General features: G+C 59.4%; 16 protein-coding genes. 8 read left to right on the top strand and 8 right to left on the bottom strand.

Annotated elements, in window-relative coordinates; all coding sequences use genetic code 11:
• Position 1: 1 nt before the first annotated feature.
• Genes ssuD through ssuE form a run of 3 tightly spaced genes read right to left on the bottom strand, consistent with a single transcriptional unit; the run spans position 2 to position 2,738 of the window.
• A complete protein-coding gene (gene ssuD, locus ACMGF7_RS23525) occupies positions 2 to 1,150 on the bottom strand; it encodes an FMNH2-dependent alkanesulfonate monooxygenase (RefSeq protein WP_420286730.1) in 1,149 nt (382 codons plus the stop codon).
• A 19-nt stretch (positions 1,151 to 1,169) separates the two neighbouring features.
• A complete protein-coding gene (locus tag ACMGF7_RS23520) occupies positions 1,170 to 2,135 on the bottom strand; it encodes a sulfonate ABC transporter substrate-binding protein (RefSeq protein ID WP_053091208.1) in 966 nt (321 codons plus the stop codon).
• A 24-nt stretch (positions 2,136 to 2,159) separates the two neighbouring features.
• A complete protein-coding gene (gene ssuE / locus ACMGF7_RS23515; RefSeq protein WP_004928176.1) occupies positions 2,160 to 2,738 on the bottom strand; it encodes an NADPH-dependent FMN reductase in 579 nt (192 codons plus the stop codon).
• Between the two features lie 258 nt (positions 2,739 to 2,996).
• On the opposite strand from ssuE, the gene pyrD reads away from it, so the two are divergent.
• Positions 2,997 to 4,007 (top strand): quinone-dependent dihydroorotate dehydrogenase, encoded by a 1,011-nt coding sequence (gene pyrD / locus ACMGF7_RS23510; protein WP_049241154.1) that lies wholly within the window; start codon positions 2,997 to 2,999, stop codon positions 4,005 to 4,007.
• Between the two features lie 176 nt (positions 4,008 to 4,183).
• On the top strand, positions 4,184 to 4,732 hold the full coding sequence (locus ACMGF7_RS23505) for a cell division protein ZapC (protein ID WP_004928171.1): 549 nt from the start codon (positions 4,184 to 4,186) through the stop codon (positions 4,730 to 4,732).
• 6 nt (positions 4,733 to 4,738) lie between these two features.
• Here ACMGF7_RS23505 and ACMGF7_RS23500 read toward each other — a convergent pair whose 3' ends face one another.
• A complete protein-coding gene (locus ACMGF7_RS23500; protein ID WP_015377349.1) occupies positions 4,739 to 5,842 on the bottom strand; it encodes a YcbX family protein in 1,104 nt (367 codons plus the stop codon).
• Positions 5,843 to 5,945: 103 nt separating this feature from the next.
• Here ACMGF7_RS23500 and rlmKL point away from each other — a divergent pair, with 103 nt between their 5' ends.
• The 6 genes from rlmKL to rmf all read left to right on the top strand — a co-directional run bounded on the left by rlmKL (position 5,946) and on the right by rmf (position 14,003).
• Positions 5,946 to 8,072, top strand: coding sequence for a bifunctional 23S rRNA (guanine(2069)-N(7))-methyltransferase RlmK/23S rRNA (guanine(2445)-N(2))-methyltransferase RlmL (gene rlmKL, locus ACMGF7_RS23495; RefSeq protein ID WP_197799287.1), 2,127 nt, complete (start codon positions 5,946 to 5,948; stop codon positions 8,070 to 8,072).
• A gap of 5 nt (positions 8,073 to 8,077) precedes the next feature.
• A complete protein-coding gene (locus ACMGF7_RS23490; RefSeq protein WP_015377351.1) occupies positions 8,078 to 9,982 on the top strand; it encodes an ABC transporter ATP-binding protein in 1,905 nt (634 codons plus the stop codon).
• A gap of 73 nt (positions 9,983 to 10,055) precedes the next feature.
• Complete coding sequence (gene pqiA / locus ACMGF7_RS23485) at positions 10,056 to 11,372, top strand: membrane integrity-associated transporter subunit PqiA (protein ID WP_015377352.1); 1,317 nt, start codon at positions 10,056 to 10,058, stop codon at positions 11,370 to 11,372.
• Positions 11,359 to 13,005, top strand: coding sequence for an intermembrane transport protein PqiB (gene pqiB, locus ACMGF7_RS23480; RefSeq protein ID WP_049187516.1), 1,647 nt, complete (start codon positions 11,359 to 11,361; stop codon positions 13,003 to 13,005). Before pqiA ends, pqiB begins: the two co-directional genes overlap by 14 nt.
• On the top strand, positions 13,002 to 13,562 hold the full coding sequence (pqiC, locus tag ACMGF7_RS23475) for a membrane integrity-associated transporter subunit PqiC (RefSeq protein WP_060559149.1): 561 nt from the start codon (positions 13,002 to 13,004) through the stop codon (positions 13,560 to 13,562). The genes pqiB and pqiC overlap by 4 nt, the downstream gene beginning before the upstream one ends.
• A 270-nt stretch (positions 13,563 to 13,832) precedes the next feature.
• Positions 13,833 to 14,003: a ribosome modulation factor gene (gene rmf, locus ACMGF7_RS23470; RefSeq protein WP_004928150.1), complete on the top strand. Its 171-nt coding sequence runs from the start codon at positions 13,833 to 13,835 to the stop codon at positions 14,001 to 14,003.
• A 63-nt stretch (positions 14,004 to 14,066) separates the two neighbouring features.
• On the opposite strand, the gene fabF is transcribed toward rmf, so the two are convergent.
• From fabF to ACMGF7_RS23450, 4 genes are all read right to left on the bottom strand, one after another.
• On the bottom strand, positions 14,067 to 15,344 hold the full coding sequence (gene fabF, locus ACMGF7_RS23465) for a beta-ketoacyl-ACP synthase II (protein WP_420286728.1): 1,278 nt from the start codon (positions 15,342 to 15,344) through the stop codon (positions 14,067 to 14,069).
• 2 nt (positions 15,345 to 15,346) lie between these two features.
• A complete protein-coding gene (locus tag ACMGF7_RS23460; protein WP_033633685.1) occupies positions 15,347 to 15,868 on the bottom strand; it encodes a winged helix-turn-helix transcriptional regulator in 522 nt (173 codons plus the stop codon).
• A 325-nt stretch (positions 15,869 to 16,193) separates the two neighbouring features.
• Positions 16,194 to 16,712 (bottom strand): bifunctional 3-hydroxydecanoyl-ACP dehydratase/trans-2-decenoyl-ACP isomerase, encoded by a 519-nt coding sequence (gene fabA, locus ACMGF7_RS23455; RefSeq protein WP_004928144.1) that lies wholly within the window; start codon positions 16,710 to 16,712, stop codon positions 16,194 to 16,196.
• A 68-nt stretch (positions 16,713 to 16,780) separates the two neighbouring features.
• Positions 16,781 to 18,529 carry an AAA family ATPase gene (locus tag ACMGF7_RS23450; protein WP_164095245.1) on the bottom strand — a complete coding sequence of 583 codons (1,749 nt, stop codon included), beginning with the start codon at positions 18,527 to 18,529 and terminating at the stop codon, positions 16,781 to 16,783.
• Positions 18,530 to 18,559 lie beyond the last annotated feature (30 nt).

Genomic DNA, 18,559 nt, shown 5'->3' with positions numbered 1-18,559 from the left:
CTCAGCTCTGCGATACTTTTTGCGGAACATAGATGTTGGCCACCACTTCGCCCTGCGGACGCACCGGCTGAAGGCGAGCGGGCGTTTCCTCCTGCGCCAGATCGAGGTGCGGGAACAGCAGTTCGCCGACGCGGTAGGCCTCTTCCAGATGCGGATAGCCGGAGAGAATAAAGGTGTCGATGCCCAGATCGGCATATTCCTGCATGCGCGCCGCGACCGTCGGGCCATCGCCCACCAGCGCGGTGCCGGCGCCGCCGCGCACCAGGCCGATGCCGGCCCACAGGTTCGGGCTGATCTCCAGGTTATCCTTTTTGCCGCCGTGCAGCGCCGTCATGCGCCGTTGGCCGACGGAGTCGAAGCGCGCAAAGGCCTGCTGCGCGTTGGCGATGGTTTCCTCATCGAGGTGGGCGATCAGCCGGTCAGCGGCGCGCCAGGCTTCTTCGGTGGTTTCCCGCACGATGACGTGCAGCCGGATGCCGAAACGCACCTGGCGGCCTTTCGCCGCCGCTTTGGCGCGCACCTCTTCGATCTTCGCCTTAACCTGCGCCGGCGGCTCTCCCCAGGTGAGATACATTTCTACCTGCTCGGCGGCCAGATCCTGCGCGGCGGCGGAGGATCCGCCGAAATAGAGCGGCGGGCGCGGCTGTTGCACCGGCGGGAACAGCAGTTTGGCGCCTTTCACCTGAATATGCTTGCCGTGGAAATCGACGGTTTCCCCTTCCAGCACCCGGCGCCAGATGTGGGTGAACTCGGTTGAGGCTTCGTAGCGTTCTTCATGGCTAAGGTGCAGCCCCTCGGCCGCCAGCTCTTCCGGATCGCCGCCGGTGACCAGATTGAACAGCGCGCGCCCGTTGGACAGGCGATCCAGCGTCGCCGCCTGGCGCGCCGCCAGCGTAGGGGAGATGATGCCCGGCCGCAGCGCGACCAAAAATTTCAGCCGCTGGGTGACCGGGATCAGCGAGGCGGCCACCAGCCAGGAGTCTTCGCAGGAGCGGCCGGTGGGGATCAGTACCCCGCCGAATCCCAGCCGATCCGCCGCCTGGGCGATCTGCTGCAAGTAACCGTGATCGACGCTGCGAGCACCCTGTGCGCTGCCAAGATAGTGGCCGTCGCCGTGGGTGGGTAAAAACCAGAAAACGTTCAGGCTCATCGTCAATGCTCTCCCGTATTTATTGCGCGCTTGGGCGCCAGATGCGTTGCGAGATGTCGACCTTCACCGGCACCAGCCGGTTGGCGTAAAACAGGTCGGCGGTTTGCTGCTGCGCGGCGATGGTATGCGCATCGAGCGGTGTGATGGCGGTCGGGGGGCGGTGATCCAGATAGCTGGCGATCACCGGTTCCGGCAGCCCCATGGCGTTGGCCAGCAAGGTCACGCTTTGCGCCCGGTCGCTGCGGGTGAGCGCATCGGCCTGGGTCAGCACCGTCAGGACCTGGCTGATAAAGGCGCCGTTGGCTTTGACATAAGGGCGTGCCGCCAGATAGAAGGAGCCGGTCTGGTTCAGATCGGTGCCGTCGCCGAGCACCCGAACGCCGCCCTGCAGCAGCGCGGCGGAATAATAAGGATCCCAGATCGCCCAGGCATCGACGTTGCCCTGTTGGAATGCGGCGCGCGCATCGGCGGGCGTCAGATAGGCGGGCTGGATATCCGTAAATTTCAGTCCGGCTTTTTGCAGCGATCGCAGTAGCAGGTTATGTGAGCTGGATCCTTTCTGGAACGCGACCTTATGGCCTTTCAGATCGGCGACGGTTTTGATCGGGCTGTTTTCCGGCACCAGGATCACTTCCGCCTTCGGTTTGGGCGGCTCAACGCCGACATACAGCAGATCGGCCCCGGCGGCCTGCGCGAAGATCGGCGGAATATCGCCGGTGCTGCCCAGATCGATGCTGCCGACGTTCAGGGCCTCCAGCATTTGCGGGCCGGCGGGAAACTCGATCCAACTGATGCGGGTGGCGGGGAAACGTTCCTCCAGCAGCCGGTGGCTCTTCGCCAGCACCAGACTGACCGATCCTTTTTGGTAGCCGATGCGGAACTGCGCCGGATCCTGAGCGACGGCGGCGTTGGCCCAAACCAGCGACAGCAGGCCGGTGAAGGCGGCGGCGCTCAGCCAACGCCGCAAAGCGATGCGTTGTTTCATTCAGGCTCTCCTTTTCCAGGCGTTTCAGGCGGTTTGACGCGCCGCCAGTGGCGAGGCGACGCGCAGCGCCGGCGGTTTGCGGCGGCCAAGCGCCAGATAGAAACTGGCCAGTGCCTCTTCCAGCCGGGCGGCCACGGCGTCGGTGAGCGTGGCGCCTTCGTCGGTCAGCTGGATCTGGCTGTCGTCGGCGAACACGCCGTGCAGCACCTCTTGCGCTTTCAGCGCCGCCAGTACCGGTTTCAACGCATAGTCCACCGCCAGCATGTGGCCGATCGAACCACCGGTCGCCAGCGGCAACACCACCTTATGATCCAGAGCGCGTTCCGGCAGCAGATCCAGCAGGGTTTTCAGCGCGCCGGAGAACGACGCTTTATAAACCGGCGTGGAAATCAGCAGGCCGTCGGCCTGCGCCAGCTGCTCGGCAAACGCCTTGATCGCCGGACTGTTGAAGTTGGCGTACAGCAGATCTTCGGCGTCAAAGTCGTGCAGGGTATAGGCCGTCACTTCCACCCCTTGCTGCCGCAGCCAGTTCTGACTCAGCGAGAGCAGCGCGGCGGAACGTGATGGGATGCGTGGGCTACCGGCCAGTGATATAACGCGCATTGCCACTCCTTATAACTAAAAGTTAGGTTTAATTAGAAAATCAATAGGAAGTGTTTTAAACCTACCAGCAACCGGGCGCGTTTTTTAAATCTCATTTTTTGATTTGGATATGCGCAAAAGCGGATTAGCGCCGATTTGGCGGTGAAGAGGGAAAACGATTGCGTAAAAACGGCTTTTTTTGCCTTTAATCAATTCCAATTAGGCGGGGGATACCGGATAATACGCCCCCGGTTTGCAACCGGGAAATCAGGAGAGTCCATGTACTACCCCCTCATCAGGAAAGCGTTGTTCCAGCTCGATCCGGAGCGCGCGCACGAAGTGACCTTTCGTCAGCTCAGCCGTATTACCGGCACCCCATTAGCGTTTCTTGTCCGTCAGTCCGTGCCGACCAAACCGGTCAACTGCATGGGGCTGTCGTTTAAAAACCCGCTGGGATTGGCCGCCGGTCTGGATAAAAACGGCGAATGCATCGATGCGTTCGGCGCGATGGGCTTCGGCCATGTGGAAGTCGGCACCGTGACGCCGCGTCCGCAACCGGGCAACGACAAGCCGCGCTTGTTCCGCGTGGTTGAGGCGGAAGGCCTGATTAACCGCATGGGGTTCAATAACCATGGCGTGGACAATCTGGTTGAAAACGTTAAGAAATCCCATTTCGGCGGCATTCTTGGGATCAATATCGGCAAGAATAAAGACACGCCGGTCGAGCAGGGCAAAGACGATTATTTGATCTGCATGGATAAAGTTTATCCGTATGCCGGATATATCGCGATTAACATCTCTTCACCGAATACGCCGGGGTTACGATCCTTACAGTATGGCGAAGCGCTGGACGATCTTTTGGCTGCGATTAAAAATAAGCAGCAGGAATTACATGCGCGTCATCACAAATATGTGCCGGTGGCGGTAAAGATCGCGCCGGATCTTTCAGAAGAAGAATTGATCCAAATTGCCGATAGCCTGGTGCGGCATAATATCGATGGCGTGATCGCCACCAATACCACGTTGGATCGAAAATTGATCCAGGGGTTGAATTACTGCGAACAAGCGGGCGGGTTAAGCGGGCGTCCATTGCAATCACGCAGCACCGAAGTTATCCGTCGTCTCTCCACCGAACTGCAGGGGCGCCTGCCGATTATCGGCGTAGGCGGCATCGATTCGCTGACGGCGGCGCGCGAAAAAATGGAGGCCGGCGCGAACCTGCTGCAAATTTATTCCGGATTTATCTATCACGGCCCGCGTTTGATTAAAGATATCGTTACCCATATCTAATATTTTTCCTCTCATTTTATTCCGGGGGTTTATTTCTGCCCCCGGCTCGTCTATATTTTGTTCGTTAGCTTAAATATCGTTCGCGGAATTATCCGATGTTTAAGCGATTTCATCGGTGATAAAATCGCCTTTTAAGGTGAGTGCGGCGTTGGCATAGGCAGCGAGAAGGATACGAAATGAAGATAAAACCTGACGATAATTGGCGTTGGTATTTTGATGCCGAACACGATCGGCTAATGCTGGATTTAGCTAATGGTATGATCTTTCGTTCACGTTTTCCGGCCAAAATGTTAACGCCGGACGCCTTTGATGAATGTGCTTTTTGCGTGGATGACGCCGCCCTTTATTTCACCTATGAAGAACAGTGCAAGCAGGTCAAGCTTAGCCATGAACAGCGCGCCGAGCTGGTGCTGAATGCGCTGGTCGCCTATCGCTTCCTGAAACCGCTGATGCCAAAGAGCTGGCATTTCTCGCAGCAGCATTACCCGCTGCAGCCGAAAAACGGCGAGCTGGCGGCGGTGAAAGTGATGGAGAGCGGCGCGGAAGCGCGCTTGCTGGTGGTGGAGGCCGGGGATAACGCCAGCCTGTGCCTGCTGGCGCAAAATCAGCTGACGGTCGCCGGCCGTACCATGGTCTTGGGCGACGCCATCAAGGTGATGCACGATCGGCTGAAGCCCTGCGCGCAGGATGAAAGCGCCGCCCCGGCTTACGACAGGGCGGTATAAGGCGGTTTACGCCAGGGTCAAATCACTTTTCGGGATGCAGCTGCAGCACAGGATGGTGCCGTTGTCGCCCAGCGCGCTTTTCTTCAGGGGCGCGACCTCACCGCTCAGCAACGTAATGCGGCAACTGCCGCAAATCCCGGCGCGGCAGGAGTAAGGCACGCGGATGCCTTGCTGTTCCAACTGTTCGAGCAAGATCTGCTGGTTGTTGCCGGTAAACACCTTTCCTTCATATTCGATCGTGACGCTGTGCGCGCTGTCTTGCGGCGCCTGCACGCTCTCCACCACTTTGCCTGCGCCATAAGGGCGCGGCGGCTTGGTCGACAGCACTTCCACCGTATCTCCCACGCGGATGATGCCGCTGTTGCGGGCGATCATATTCTGGCCGAAATCGATATCGCCGTTGTCGGCGGAGCGGAATTTTTGCAGCGTGCTGAGCGGCTCGCCGCTCGGGTGCTTGCGGCCGCGCTCGGTGCTGACGGTGGTGAGTACGCAGCGGCTGCAGGGTTTCACCAGATCGAACATCACGTCGCCGACGCGGATCACCTGCCAGCCGTCCTCGGCCCAGGCGGTGGCGCCACTCACCACCAGATTGGGGCGGAACTGCTCCAGCTTGATGCTGCCGGGGCAACGCTGCTGCAGATCGTTAAACGAAGCCTGGTTAATCAGCAGATAAGGATAGCCGTCGGCAAACGTCAGTGGGATTTCGGGGTGCTTCTTCACCCGGCGGGTCAGCTCCGGCCCCAGCCAGCGCAGCTGTACGTCGCGCTGGAAATAGCCGCTCAGCCAGCGGTTGATCTCATCTGGCGCGGTCAGCGCGGTGAAATGGTTGCCCCACACCTCGGTCGGCTGCGGCGCGGCCGCGAAGTCGCTGAAGCGAATGGCGGCGCTTTCGCCATCCGGCGCGGTCAGAAACAACCCGTCCGGCAACAGCGCCGGTGTGAACAGCACCATCTGCGGGTATTGGCGTGCGGTAATAAAGGTGCCGTCCGGTTCGGTGATCATAAAGTTGCGGTCGAAGGCCAGACCGCTGCTGCCGACCTGGGCGTAGGAAAGCTGCAGGCCGCGCAGTGATTTAACCGGATGGACGTAGAGTCTGGAAAGCGTGATCACCCTTATCTCCGTGCGATGATTAAATAGAAGGGAGCAACTTTATGACAAGCGGTGCGGATTAGCTATAATGCGCAACAATTTTCTTTTTGGTGATAAGTACGATATGAACTCTCTGTTTGCCAGCACGGCGCGTGGATTGGAAGAACTGTTAAAAAGCGAGCTGGAAGCGCTTGGCGCTCACGACTGCAAAGTGGTGCAGGGCGGGGTACATTTTCAGGGTGACGATCGTCTTCTGTACCAAAGCCTGCTGTGGAGCCGCCTGGCTTCGCGCATTCTGTTGCCGCTGAACGAATTCCGCGTGCACAGCGATCTGGATCTGTACCTCGGGGTGCAGGCGATCGACTGGCCGAGCATTTTTGGCGTGGATAAAACCTTTGCCGTGCATTTCAGCGGCGTGAACGAAGAGATCCGCAACAGCCAGTATGGCGCGCTGAAGGTGAAAGACGCCATCGTCGACAGCTTTACCCGTAAACTCGACCAACGCCCGACGGTCGCCAAACAGCAGCCGGACATTCGCGTTAACGTCTTCCTGCAACGCGATATGGCCAGCGTGGCGCTCGATCTGAGCGGCGAAGGCCTGCACCAGCGCGGCTACCGCGATCTCACCGGCCAGGCGCCGCTGAAGGAAAACCTGGCGGCCGCCATCGTGTTGCGTTCCGGTTGGCAGCCGGGCACGCCGATGCTCGATCCGATGTGCGGCTCCGGCACGTTGTTGATCGAAGCGGCGATGATCGCCGCCGATCGCGCGCCGGGCCTGCACCGTCAACACTGGGGCTTCAGCGCCTGGAATGGCCACAACGCCGAACTGTGGCGTGAAGTCACCACCGAAGCGCAGGTGCGCGCGCGCCGCGGCCTGCAGGAAACCGCCTCTCGCTTCTTCGGCTCCGATATCGATCGCCGGGTGATTGAGATGGCGCGCGGCAACGCCCGCCGCGCCGGCGTCGCCGAGCTGATTACCTTCAACGTCGGCGACGTCGCGCGCTTGACCAACCCGCTGCCGGAAGGCCCGCACGGCACGGTGATCAGCAACCCGCCGTACGGCGAGCGTCTGGAAAGCGAACCGGCGCTGATCGCGCTGCACAACATGCTGGGCCGCGTGATGAAAAGCGCCTTCGGCGGCTGGCAGCTTTCGCTGTTCAGCGCCTCGCCGGAGCTGTTGAGCTGCCTGCAGCTGCGCGCCGAGCGCCAGTTCAAGGCGAAGAACGGCCCGCTGGAGTGCGTGCAGAAAAACTATCAGCTGGCGGCAAGCCCGGCCGGCACCGCTACCGGCGGCGTGCAGGTGGCGGAAGATTTCGCCAACCGTCTGCGCAAGAATTTGAAGAAGCTCGACAAGTGGGCGAAGCAGCAGGGCATTGAATGCTACCGCCTGTACGATGCCGATCTGCCAGAATATAACGTCGCGGTGGACCGTTACGGCAGCAAGGTGGTGGTGCAGGAGTATGCGCCGCCGAAAACCGTCGATGCGCAGAAGGCGCGTCAGCGCCTGTTCGATGTGATCAACGCGACGCTGGCGGTGCTGGAATTGCCGTCGAATCAGCTGATTCTGAAAACCCGCGAGCGGCAGAAGGGCAAAAACCAGTACGAGAAGCTGGCGCAGAAGGGCGAGTTCTTGCTGGTGGAAGAGTATAACGCCAAGCTGTGGGTCAACCTGACCGACTATCTCGATACCGGCCTGTTCCTCGATCACCGCATCGCGCGCCGTATGCTGGGCGAGATGAGCGGCGGCAAGGACTTCCTCAACCTGTTCGCCTATACCGGCACCGCCAGCGTGCACGCCGGGCTGGGCGGCGCGCGCAGCACCACCACGGTGGACATGTCGCGCACTTACCTGGAATGGGCGGAGAAGAACCTGCGCGCCAACGGCCTGAGCGGCCGTCAGCATCGGCTGATCCAGGCCGATTGCCTGTCTTGGCTGAGCAACGCCAATGAACAGTTCGACGTGATCTTCATCGATCCGCCGACGTTCTCCAACTCCAAGCGGATGGAGAACACCTTTGACGTGCAGCGCGATCATCTGGCGCTGATGAAAGATTTGAAACGGTTGCTGCGCCGCAACGGGACCATCATGTTCTCGAACAACAAGCGCGGTTTCCAAATGGATATGGCAGGGCTGAGCGCGTTGGGTCTGGAGGCGAAAGAGATCACCGCCAAGACGCTGTCGCAGGATTTTGCCCGTAACCGTCAGATCCACAACTGCTGGCTGGTGACTCACGCCGGCGAAGGAAAATAATTACTATGTCGTTAATCAGCATGTCCGGCGCCTGGCTCTCTTTCAGCGATGCGCCACTGTTAGACAACACCGAAATTCATATTGAAGACAACGAGCGCGTGTGTCTGGTCGGGCGCAATGGCGCCGGCAAATCCACGCTGCTGAAGATCCTCGGCAAAGAGATCCCGCTGGACGACGGCCGGGTGATCTACGAACAGGATCTGATCGTGGCGCGTCTGCAACAGGATCCGCCGCGCAATATCGGCGGCAGCGTGTTCGACTTCGTGGCGGAAGGCGTTGCGGAGCAGGCGGAACACCTGAAGGCCTATCACGCGATCTCCCACCTGGTGGAAAGCGACCCGAGCGAGAAAAACCTGGCGCGCATGGCGCAAATCATGGAGATCCTCGATCACCAGGGGCTGTGGCAGCTCGACAGCCGCATCAGCGAAGTGCTGCTGCAGCTGGGGCTGAACGGCGACGCCGAGCTTTCCTCACTGTCCGGCGGCTGGCTGCGTAAAGCGGCGCTGGGCCGCGCGCTGGTGAGCTCGCCGCGCGTGTTGTTGCTCGACGAACCGACCAACCACCTGGATATCGAAACCATCGACTGGCTGGAAGGTTTCCTGAAAGAGTTCGACGGCAGCATCGTCTTCATCTCGCACGACCGTTCGTTTATCCGCAACATGGCGACGCGCATCGTCGATCTGGATCGCGGCAAGCTGGTTTCCTGGCCGGGCAACTACGATCTGTATCTGCAGAGCAAAGAAGAAGCGCTGCGGGTGGAAGAGCTGCAAAACGCCGAGTTCGACCGCAAGCTGGCGCAGGAAGAGGTCTGGATCCGTCAGGGCATCAAGGCGCGCCGCACCCGCAATGAAGGCCGCGTGCGCGCGCTGAAGGCGCTGCGCGTCGAGCGCTCGCAGCGCCGCGAAGTGATGGGCACCGCCAAAATGCAGGTGGAAGAGGCGACCCGCTCCGGCAAAATCGTGTTCGAGCTGGAAGACGTCAATTATCAGGTTGGCGAAAAGGTGCTGGTGCGCGGTTTCTCCGCCCAGGTGCAGCGTGGCGACAAGATTGCGCTGGTGGGGCCGAACGGCTGCGGCAAAACCACGCTGCTGAAACTGATGCTCGGTCAGCTGAAAGCCGACAGCGGCCGCGTGCACTGCGGCACCAAGCTGGAAGTGGCCTATTTCGACCAGCACCGCGCCGATCTCGATCCTGAGCGCACGGTGATGGACAACCTGGCGGAAGGCAAGCAGGAAGTGATGGTCAACGGCCGTCCTCGCCACGTATTGGGCTATCTGCAGGACTTCCTGTTCCACCCGAAACGCGCGATGACGCCGGTGAAGGCGCTGTCGGGCGGTGAGCGTAACCGCCTGCTGTTGGCTAAGCTGTTTCTGAAACCGAGCAATCTGCTGATCCTCGATGAACCAACCAACGATCTCGACGTCGAAACGCTGGAGCTGCTGGAAGAGCTGATCGACGGCTATCAGGGCACCGTGCTGCTGGTCAGCCACGATCGTCAGTTCGTTGACAACTCGGTGACCGAGTGCTGGATCTTCGAAGGCAACGGCGTGATCAATGCCTTCGTCGGCGGTTACTACGATGCGCATCATCAGCGCGCGACGGCGAAACCGATTCGTCAGGCGGCGCCGAGCGCGAGCAAACCGGCGGCGGAGAAAAAGGCCGAACAGCCGAAGAAAACGGCGGCCAAGCTGAGTTACAACCTGCTGCGTGAGCTGGAACAGTTGCCGCAGCGGCTCGAACAGCTGGAAGCGGAAATCGAAGCGCTGCAGGCGCAGATGAGCGACGCCGACTTCTTCACGCGGCCGCATAGCGAAACGCAAGAAGTGCTGACGGCGCTGGCTGATGCCGAGCAAGCGCTGGAACAGGCTTTCGCCCGTTGGGAAGAGCTGGAAGCGATGAAAAACGGCTGACCGTTGCGATGCCGCCCGCGCGCTGCTGCGGGCGGCATCGACGTGCCGGTGAGCGACGTTATTTAGGAGGAATATGGTGTGTTCCCACAACAATCATCAGCAGCATAGTCATTCCGCACCCTCGGCGGCGCAGCAGGATAACCTGATGCTGTGTCCGCAGTGCGACATGCTGGTGGCGCTGCCGCCGCTGGCCTATGGCAGCAAAGCGGTATGCCCGCGCTGCAAAACCACGCTCAGCGCCCGCTGGGACGAGCCGCGCAAGCGGCCGATCGGTTACGCGCTCAGCGCCTTGTTCATGCTGGTGCTGGCCAACATTTTCCCGTTTATCAACATGCGCGTCGCCGGCCTCGGCAACGAAATCCGGCTGATCCAAATCCCGGAAGTGATGGTGGCGGAAGACTACGCCAGCATGGCCACCTTGTTTATGGTGTTCGTGCAGCTGATCCCGGCGTTTTGCATGGTGGCGATTATCCTGCTGTGCGCCAGAGTGCGCTTGCCGCTGGGGCTCAAAGAGTGGATGGCTCGGGTGCTGTTCCAGTTCAAGACCTGGTGCATGGTGGAAATTTTCCTCGCCGGGGTGCTGGTCAGCTTCGTCAAGCTGATGGCCTACGGCGATATCGGCATCGGCAGTAGCTTCGTGCCTTACTGCCTGTTCTGCCTGCTGCAGGTGCGCGCCTTCCAGTGCGTGGACCGGCGCTGGTTGTGGCAGGATATCGAACCGGCGCCGCGACTTCATCGCCCGCTGACGGTGGGGCGCACCGGCATGCGCCAGGGCGTGCGATCTTGCGCGTGCTGCACGGCGATCCTGCCGGCCGACCAGGTGCGCTGTCCGCGCTGTCACACCAAGGGCTACGTGCGGCGTCGTCACAGCCTGCAGTGGACGCTGGCGCTGCTGGTGACCTCTGTCATGCTGTATATTCCGGCCAACCTGATGCCGATCATGGTGACCGAGGCGCTGGGCAACAAGATGAACTCCACCATCATGGCGGGGGTGATCCTGCTGTGGGGGGACGGCTCTTATCCGGTGGCGATGGTGATTTTCATCGCCAGTATCATGGTGCCGTCGCTGAAAATGTTGGCGATCGGCTGGCTGTGCTGGGATGCGAACGGCAGGAAGAAACCGCGTGCCGACAGCGAGCGTATGCATCTGATTTATGAAGTGGTCGAATTCGTTGGCCGTTGGTCAATGATCGACGTGTTTGTGATCGCCGTGCTGTCGGCGCTGGTGCGAATGGGGCAGTTGATGAGCATTTATCCCGCGACGGGCGCCGTGCTGTTCGCGCTGGTGGTGATCCTCACCATGTTCGCCGCCATGACATTTGATCCCCGGCTGACCTGGGATCGCGCAAGTGAAACAATCAACAAGGAGCCGCAAGGTGACGGAAAATAATCATAGCGTCGCAGACGTTGAGAAGATCAAACGCTGGTCGCCGGTGTGGATCATTCCCATCGTGACCGCGCTGATCGGCGCCTGGATCCTGTTTTACCACTTCAGCCATCAGGGGCCGGTGGTGACGCTGGTGACCTCGACGGCGGAAGGGCTGGAAGCGGGTAAAACCAAAATCAAAAGCCGCAGTGTTGACGTCGGCGTGGTGGAAACCGTCACGTTGAGCGATGACCTGAGCAAGGTGATGGTGCAGGCGCGCCTCAATTCCGGCATGGAAAAATTGCTGCGCCAGGATTCCGCTTTCTGGGTGGTGAAGCCGCAGATCGGCCGTGAAGGCGTCTCCGGGCTGGGCACGCTGCTCTCCGGCGCCTATATCGAACTGCAGCCGGGCAACAAAGGCAAAGACGGCAAAGACAACTATCAGCTGCTCGATGCGCCGCCGCTGGCCTCCCCGGATGCCAAAGGGTTGCGCATCGTGCTGGACAGCGAGAAATCAGGCCAGCTCAACGCCGGCGATCCGGTGCTGTTCCGCGGTTATCGCGTCGGGTCGGTGGAAACCAGCTACTTCGATCCTAAAGAACGCGCCATGCGCTATCAGCTGTTCATCACCGCGCCTTACGATCAGTTGGTCACCACCAACGTGCGTTTCTGGAAAGACAGCGGCGTGGCGTTTGACATGTCGGCGCAGGGCATGCGGGTGGAGATGGGCTCGTTGACCACGCTGTTCAGCGGCGGGGTCAGTTTTGACGTGCCGGACGGCTGGGATCGCGGCGATCAGGCGAAAGAGAAGGCGGAATATCAGCTGTTCGACAACCAGCGCAGCACGCAGGATTCGCTGTATACCGTGCATAAGGATTACCTGCTGTTCTTCTCCGACTCGGTACGCGGCCTGCAGCCGGGCGCGCCGGTCGAGTTCCGCGGCATCCGTCTGGGTACGGTGGCGCAGGTGCCGTTCTATAAAGACGGCATGGCGCAGCGTCTGGATAACGATTACCGCATTCCGGTGCTGATCCGCATCGAGCCGGATCGCTTCCAGAAACAGCTGGGCGGCAACTTCGATATTGAAGGGCACCTGAAAGATGCGGAGTCTCGCGGCATGCGCGCTTCGATGAAGTCCGCCAACCTGCTGACCGGTTCGCTGTACATCGATCTCGACTTCTATCCGCAGGAAAAACCGTGGAAAGGGCCGCGCGAGCTGTTCGGTTATCCGCTGATGCCGACCACCAGCGGCGGTCTGGCGCAGATCCAGCAGAAATTGATGCAGACGTTGGATAAGATTAATTCGATGCCGATCAATCCGATGATCAACGAAGCGACCAAGACGCTGGCGGAAAGTCAGAAAACCATGAAGTCGACGCAGCAGACCATGAAGTCGCTGAACGACATCATCGCCAGCAAAGAGATGCAGGCGCTGCCGCAGGACATGCAGAAAACGCTGCTGGAGCTGAACCGCAGCATGAAAGGGCTCCAGCCTGGTTCACCGGCTTACAACAAGATGGTGGGCGACATGCAGCGCCTCGATCAGGTGTTGCGTGAGCTGCAACCGGTGCTGCGCACCCTGAATGAGAAGAGCAACGCGCTGGTGTTTGAAGCCGCCGGCAGCACTGACCCTCAGCCGAAGAAGGCCACGAAATGATGAAATGGATCCCGGTAGCCCTGGCGCTGTTGCTCAGCGCCTGCAGCAGTTCGCCACAGAAGACTTACTATCAGTTGCCGGCGCTGGGGGCGCCTGCTGCGGCCAGCAGCAGCGGCGCTTCCACGCGCCAGCTGTGGCTGGAACACGTGAGCGTGGCGGATTATCTGGCGCAGAGCGGCGTGGTGTATCAGACCAACGACGTACAGTATGTGATAGCCCAGAACAACCTGTGGGCCAGCCCGCTCGACCAGCAGCTGCAGCAAACGCTGGTCACCAACCTGAGCAGCGCGCTGCCGGGCTGGGTGGTCTCTTCGCAGCCGATGAGCAGCGATCAGGATGTGCTGAACGTGACCATCAGCGGCTTCCACGGCCGTTTTGACGGCAAGGCGATCATTCGCGGCGAGTGGGTGCTGAACCGCCAGGGACATTTGATCAAAAGGCCTTTCAACCTGGAGCTGAAACAGGGTGAAGACGGCTATGATGCCCTGGTGCGCACTCTGGCGCAGGGATGGCAGCAGGAAGCTCAGGCTATCGCAGCACAGATGGGCGGCATTTAGTCATAATTTGGTCTAAAATCGTCTAATCCCTGTCGGCGTGAAAATCCGTTTTTTCTCGCTGGCAGGGATTTATATTTCATTTCAAACAGTTAACCCCTTTCCCAGCAGATCAGCCACTTAGCACTTTCCTCGGGCGTAGCTCACAAATATGACATTGGCGTGAATTTTGCGCATTGATCTTCTCTTCTTTTAGCGCTATTGATTACTCGTGGCTGCGCAAAAAGCAGCCATTGTTTTCTTTCCACCAGACCAAAATGAGGGAAACGAGGCATGAAGAGACAGAAACGCGATCGTCTGGAAAGGGCGCATTCGAGAGGGTATCAGGCAGGTATTTTAGGGCGTTCCAGGGAACATTGTCCCTACCAATCATCGGTGGACGCCCGGTCTCAATGGCTGGGAGGTTGGCGAGAAGCCATGGAAGACAGGGCTGTGACCGCTTAAGCGGCTCCCTGTCAAATAAAAGGAATAACCTCCGCCCTTGGCGGAGGTTTTTGTTTGTGCCGTTTACTCGTCCTGCCAGCGTTTCAGTAGAATACTCGCATTCACGCCGCCAAAGCCGAAGCCGTTCGATAAGGCGTAGGTTATGTTCATCGATTCAGCCCGTTTCGCGACCAGGTGTAAACCTGCCGCCGCCGGATCGGGATTGTCCAGATTCAGCGTCGCGGGGGCGATCTGATCGCGCAGCGCCAAGGCGGTAAAGATGGTTTCCAGCCCCCCGGCGGCGCCGAGCAGGTGCCCGGTGGCGGATTTTGTCGAGGTTACCGCGACGCTCCCTGTCGTGCCAAACAGGTGTTTGATGGCATTGATTTCGCCCAGATCGCCCACGGGCGTTGAGGTCGCGTGTGCGTTTAAATGCTGAACCTCTTCTGGGGCGACGTTCGCCTGCCTCAACGCGATTTTCATCGCCCGATAAGCACCGTTGCCGTCTTCGGCACCGGAGGTCATGTGGTAGGCGTCGGCGCTGGTGCCATAACCGACGATTTCCGCGAGCGGTGTGGCACCGCGCGCCCGCGCGTGTTCCAGCGTTTCAATCACCAGCATGCCGGCACCTTCCCCCATGACAAATCCGTCCCGTACACTGTCGAAAGGCCGGGAAGCCTGCCTTGCCAACTCGGCCGGTGCGGTGGACATAGCGCGCGCGGCGGCGAACCCGCCCAGGCTGACGGTGTCGATAGCGGCTTCGGTACCGCCGCACAGCGCGATATCGGCCTCATCATTGCGGATCAGACGCACAGCGTCGCCAATGGCTTGCACGCCGGCCGCACAGGCGGTGACCGGGGCGCCGATCGGGCCTTTGAAGCGATGCTTGATGGAAACATGGCCGGCCGCCAGATTGACCAGAAAAGAGGGGATGGTGAAGGGCGACAGGCGCTTGGCGCCGCGGTTGTCGGTGGTGCGTACCGCCTGGGCAATCGCCGGGAAGCCGCCAATGCCCGAGGCGATGACGGTGGCGGTGCGCTCTTGTTTTTCCTCCGTATCGGCTATCCAGCCGGCCTGACGAACGGCTTCATCCGCCGCCGCCATGGCAAACAGGATAAAGCGATCCATTTTCTTTTGGTCCTTGGGGGCGACGGCAGCGTCGGGGTTGAAGCCCGCTTCAGCATCCTGCGCCAGCGCCGGAACCTGACCTCCGACCTTGATCGGTAAATCTGCAACGATCTCGTCAGGTAAAGCCCGAATGCCGGACTCTCCTTTTAACAAACGTTGCCAGATGGTCTCCACGCCGCACCCTAATGGTGAAACGGCGCCCATGCCGGTAATAACGATACGACGATTGCTCATGACTACTCCTTGGTAAGTTCGGATAAATCGGCGAGGCGCCGTTGCCGCATCAGTGCGGCGCGTTGATGTATGCCTTCATTTGCCGCAGGCCCTGGTGCCAACGTAATAAACTGCGGCGGCACCTGCTGTTGGGTATCGACATTGACCAATTGGACCTGGATCGGCCGATCGGTGCGGCCGTCGACTAACAAGGCGCTGATGTCACCATCGATCAAATGGCGATTGCCCCATTCTGAGAGAGCTGCCAGCACGGGGAGAAAATCGTTGCCGCGTTCGGTGAGCAGATACTGATAGCGAACCGGCCGCGTTTGATAACGTTGCTTATGCAGAATGCCGTGGGCTACCAAATCCTTCAGTCGCCGGGCCAGGAGAGTCGGTGACATCCCCAGACTTTGTTGGAATTCGTCGAATTTGGATAACCCCTGAAAGGCATCACGCAGGATCAGGATGCTCCACCATTCTCCGACACGATCTAATGAACGTGCGACGGGGCAAGGTGCATCGCTAAAGCGGGTTTTTTGCATATCGGCCCTTAGTTGGTACATTTATTGTAGTTACATGGGTGGCTATACTAGGTGATTTTAAGGGGCAAGAAAATAACCGGATGCAAAAAACGCTATCGTGTCGATAGCTGGCTGTGGGAGGGGGGCGCTCAAACTGGCCTGTGGCTTTGACCGTTTCGGGCAGGAAAAGGGTAGAGACAGGAGGGATAAGTCGGTTCGGTAACGGGCGATTAAAGGAGGTAGGTAGTGTTTAAACGGTAAGAGAAAGAAATGCCATCACGCTGGGCGTGATGGCATGCGAAGAGCATTAGCAAAGAAGACGATGGCCGCCCTCTCGTCTGCGTGATTAGAACGCTGTGGTATCCTTGAACAGACCCACTTTCAGATCGGTGGCGGTATAGATCACTTCGCCGTCAACCAGCACTTCGCCATCGGCGACGCCCATGATCAGCTTACGGGTGATGACGCGTTTGAAGTTAATACGGTAGGTCACTTTTTTCGCGGTTGGCAGCACCTGGCCGGTAAACTTGACTTCACCAACGCCCAGCGCGCGGCCTTTGCCTTCGCCACCCAGCCAACCGAGGTAGAAACCGACCAACTGCCACATCGCATCCAGGCCCAGACAGCCTGGCATGACCGGATCGCCGATAAAGTGGCAACCGAAGAACCATAGGTCCGGATTAATATCCAGCTCCGCTTCCACATAACCTTTGTTGTGCGTCCCGCCGTCTTCGGTCATCTTGACCACGCGGTCCATCATCAACATGTTACCTGCCGGCAACGGTGGGCCACCGGCGCCGAACAGCTCGCCACGGCCGGATGCTTCGAGGTCTTCTTTCGTATAGGAATCGCGTTTATCTACCATGTTCTCAGTAAGCCTTATTTTAATGAAGGACGCAGGTTAGCTAACACGTGTACGCTGAACAAGTCCGATCAGCCGTGGTTGAACCAGTTGAGCCAGCGCAGCGGCCACGGACGACGGCGTTCCTGCAGGCTCACCTGCGCAATCCGTTCCTGAATGGCCGCCAACAAATTCGGCTGTTGTTCGTCAGAGTAGAGGCAACCTGTGAGCAAAGGCAAGGCTTCCGCCGCGCTCTCTACCGCCCACAGATGGAACTGCCCCTCGCGCACCGCGTCGACGATATCTTGACGCAGACACAGATGGCGCACGTTGGTCACGGGCAATACGACACCCTGTTTGCCCGTCAGACCGCGGCGAACACAAACCTCGAAGAAGCCTTCGATCTTTTCGTTAACGCCACCTATCGGCTGTACGTTGCCGAATTGGTCGACGGAGCCGGTGACGGCGATCTGCTGGGTGATCGGTTGCTGTGACAGGGCGCTGACCAATGCGCATAGCTCAGCCAGCGAGGCGCTGTCACCATCCACTTCACCATAAGATTGCTCAAAGACGATGGAAGCGGAGAAGGGCAGTTGCTGATCAAGATCCAGTTCGGCGATCAGAAACGCCTGCATGATCATCATGCCTTTAGCGTGCAGGTTGCCGCCCAGTTCGGCTTTGCGCTCGACGTCGGTGAACTCGCCGTCGCCGAGATGCACAACGCAACTGATCCGTGACGGTTCGCCAAAGCTGCGTGGATGGCCGGGATAATCCAGGACTGACAGACCGTTGATCTGTCCGACCACTTCACCCTCGGTTTCAATCAGGATCTGACCCAACTCAATCTCATCCTGCATACGCTCGGCCAGGTAGCTTTCACGCCATTCTCGGGCATTTAACGCCGCCTCGAACGCTTTGGCCGTAATGCGATCTTCTTCGGCATACAGTGCGGCTTCGGATAGCTGCTGGCCAAGCCAAACCGGCGAGAGTGGCAGAATGCCCTGATCGCCACTGTAACGCACAGCCTGAACGATCAGCGGCGGCCAGGCATCGTTCGCCAGCATCGGCAATTGCTGGTCGGCAATCACGCCGTTGACGTAACCGCACCACTGCGCCATATCATCAACTTCAGTCAGCTGCAGATCGTCTTCGAATTCACCGTAGATCGCTTGTTCACTCAGTTCCGGCTCGATATCGTGAAAATCGGCCAGGCCGTGACGGTCGCCGACTACAATCAGCCGCAGATCCAGCGGCATCGGTGGAATAGCTATCGGCAGCGGGCGGGTTTCGTCAGGCGAAACCCAGTGGAACTGGCGCTGGCCGATCATTTGCTTCAGCCGCAGCCACAGCAACGGCTGAGCAAGCAGCGCCCGCGCCGACAGAATCAGAATGCCGCCGTTGGCCTGGTGCACCAGACCCGGTTGCAGGGTAATGTCGCCATTGTGGATCCGTACGCAGCCAAACAGCTGTTCCGGTTCAATCCACTCCTGGAACAGACAAGCGCCGCCGGCGGCAAAAGGTTCATCGCCACGGCTGGCAGGCTCGACGCTGACCTTGCCATCCTGAATGACATAGTGGCTACCGCGGCATGCCGCATTTTTCGGCAGCAGTGGTTTGACGGCGTGAGCGATCAGTTCCAGATACTCACGCGTTTCTTGCGCTTTCAACAGCATGAAACGCGGTGGCGATTGGGGGTGGCAAAATAGCGTCAGGGCATTTTCCAGCCGAGGCTGAATGGCGGAAAAGGGCACGGGTGCCAACTGAGCGGCGGTATCAAATATCGCCTGATAAGGCGTTACGTCCGGCAATAAAGATTGCCATTCAAGTCGGTTATTGGTCAAAGTGTTAGATGCAATCGTTAAAAAGGGAAA

It is taken from the genome of Serratia sp. BNK-17, assembly GCF_048684935.1.
Classification (GTDB): Bacteria; Pseudomonadota; Gammaproteobacteria; order Enterobacterales; family Enterobacteriaceae; genus Serratia; species Serratia nematodiphila.
Note: the sequence above shows the minus strand (reverse complement) of the source record. Positions and strands in the feature narration are given on the sequence as shown.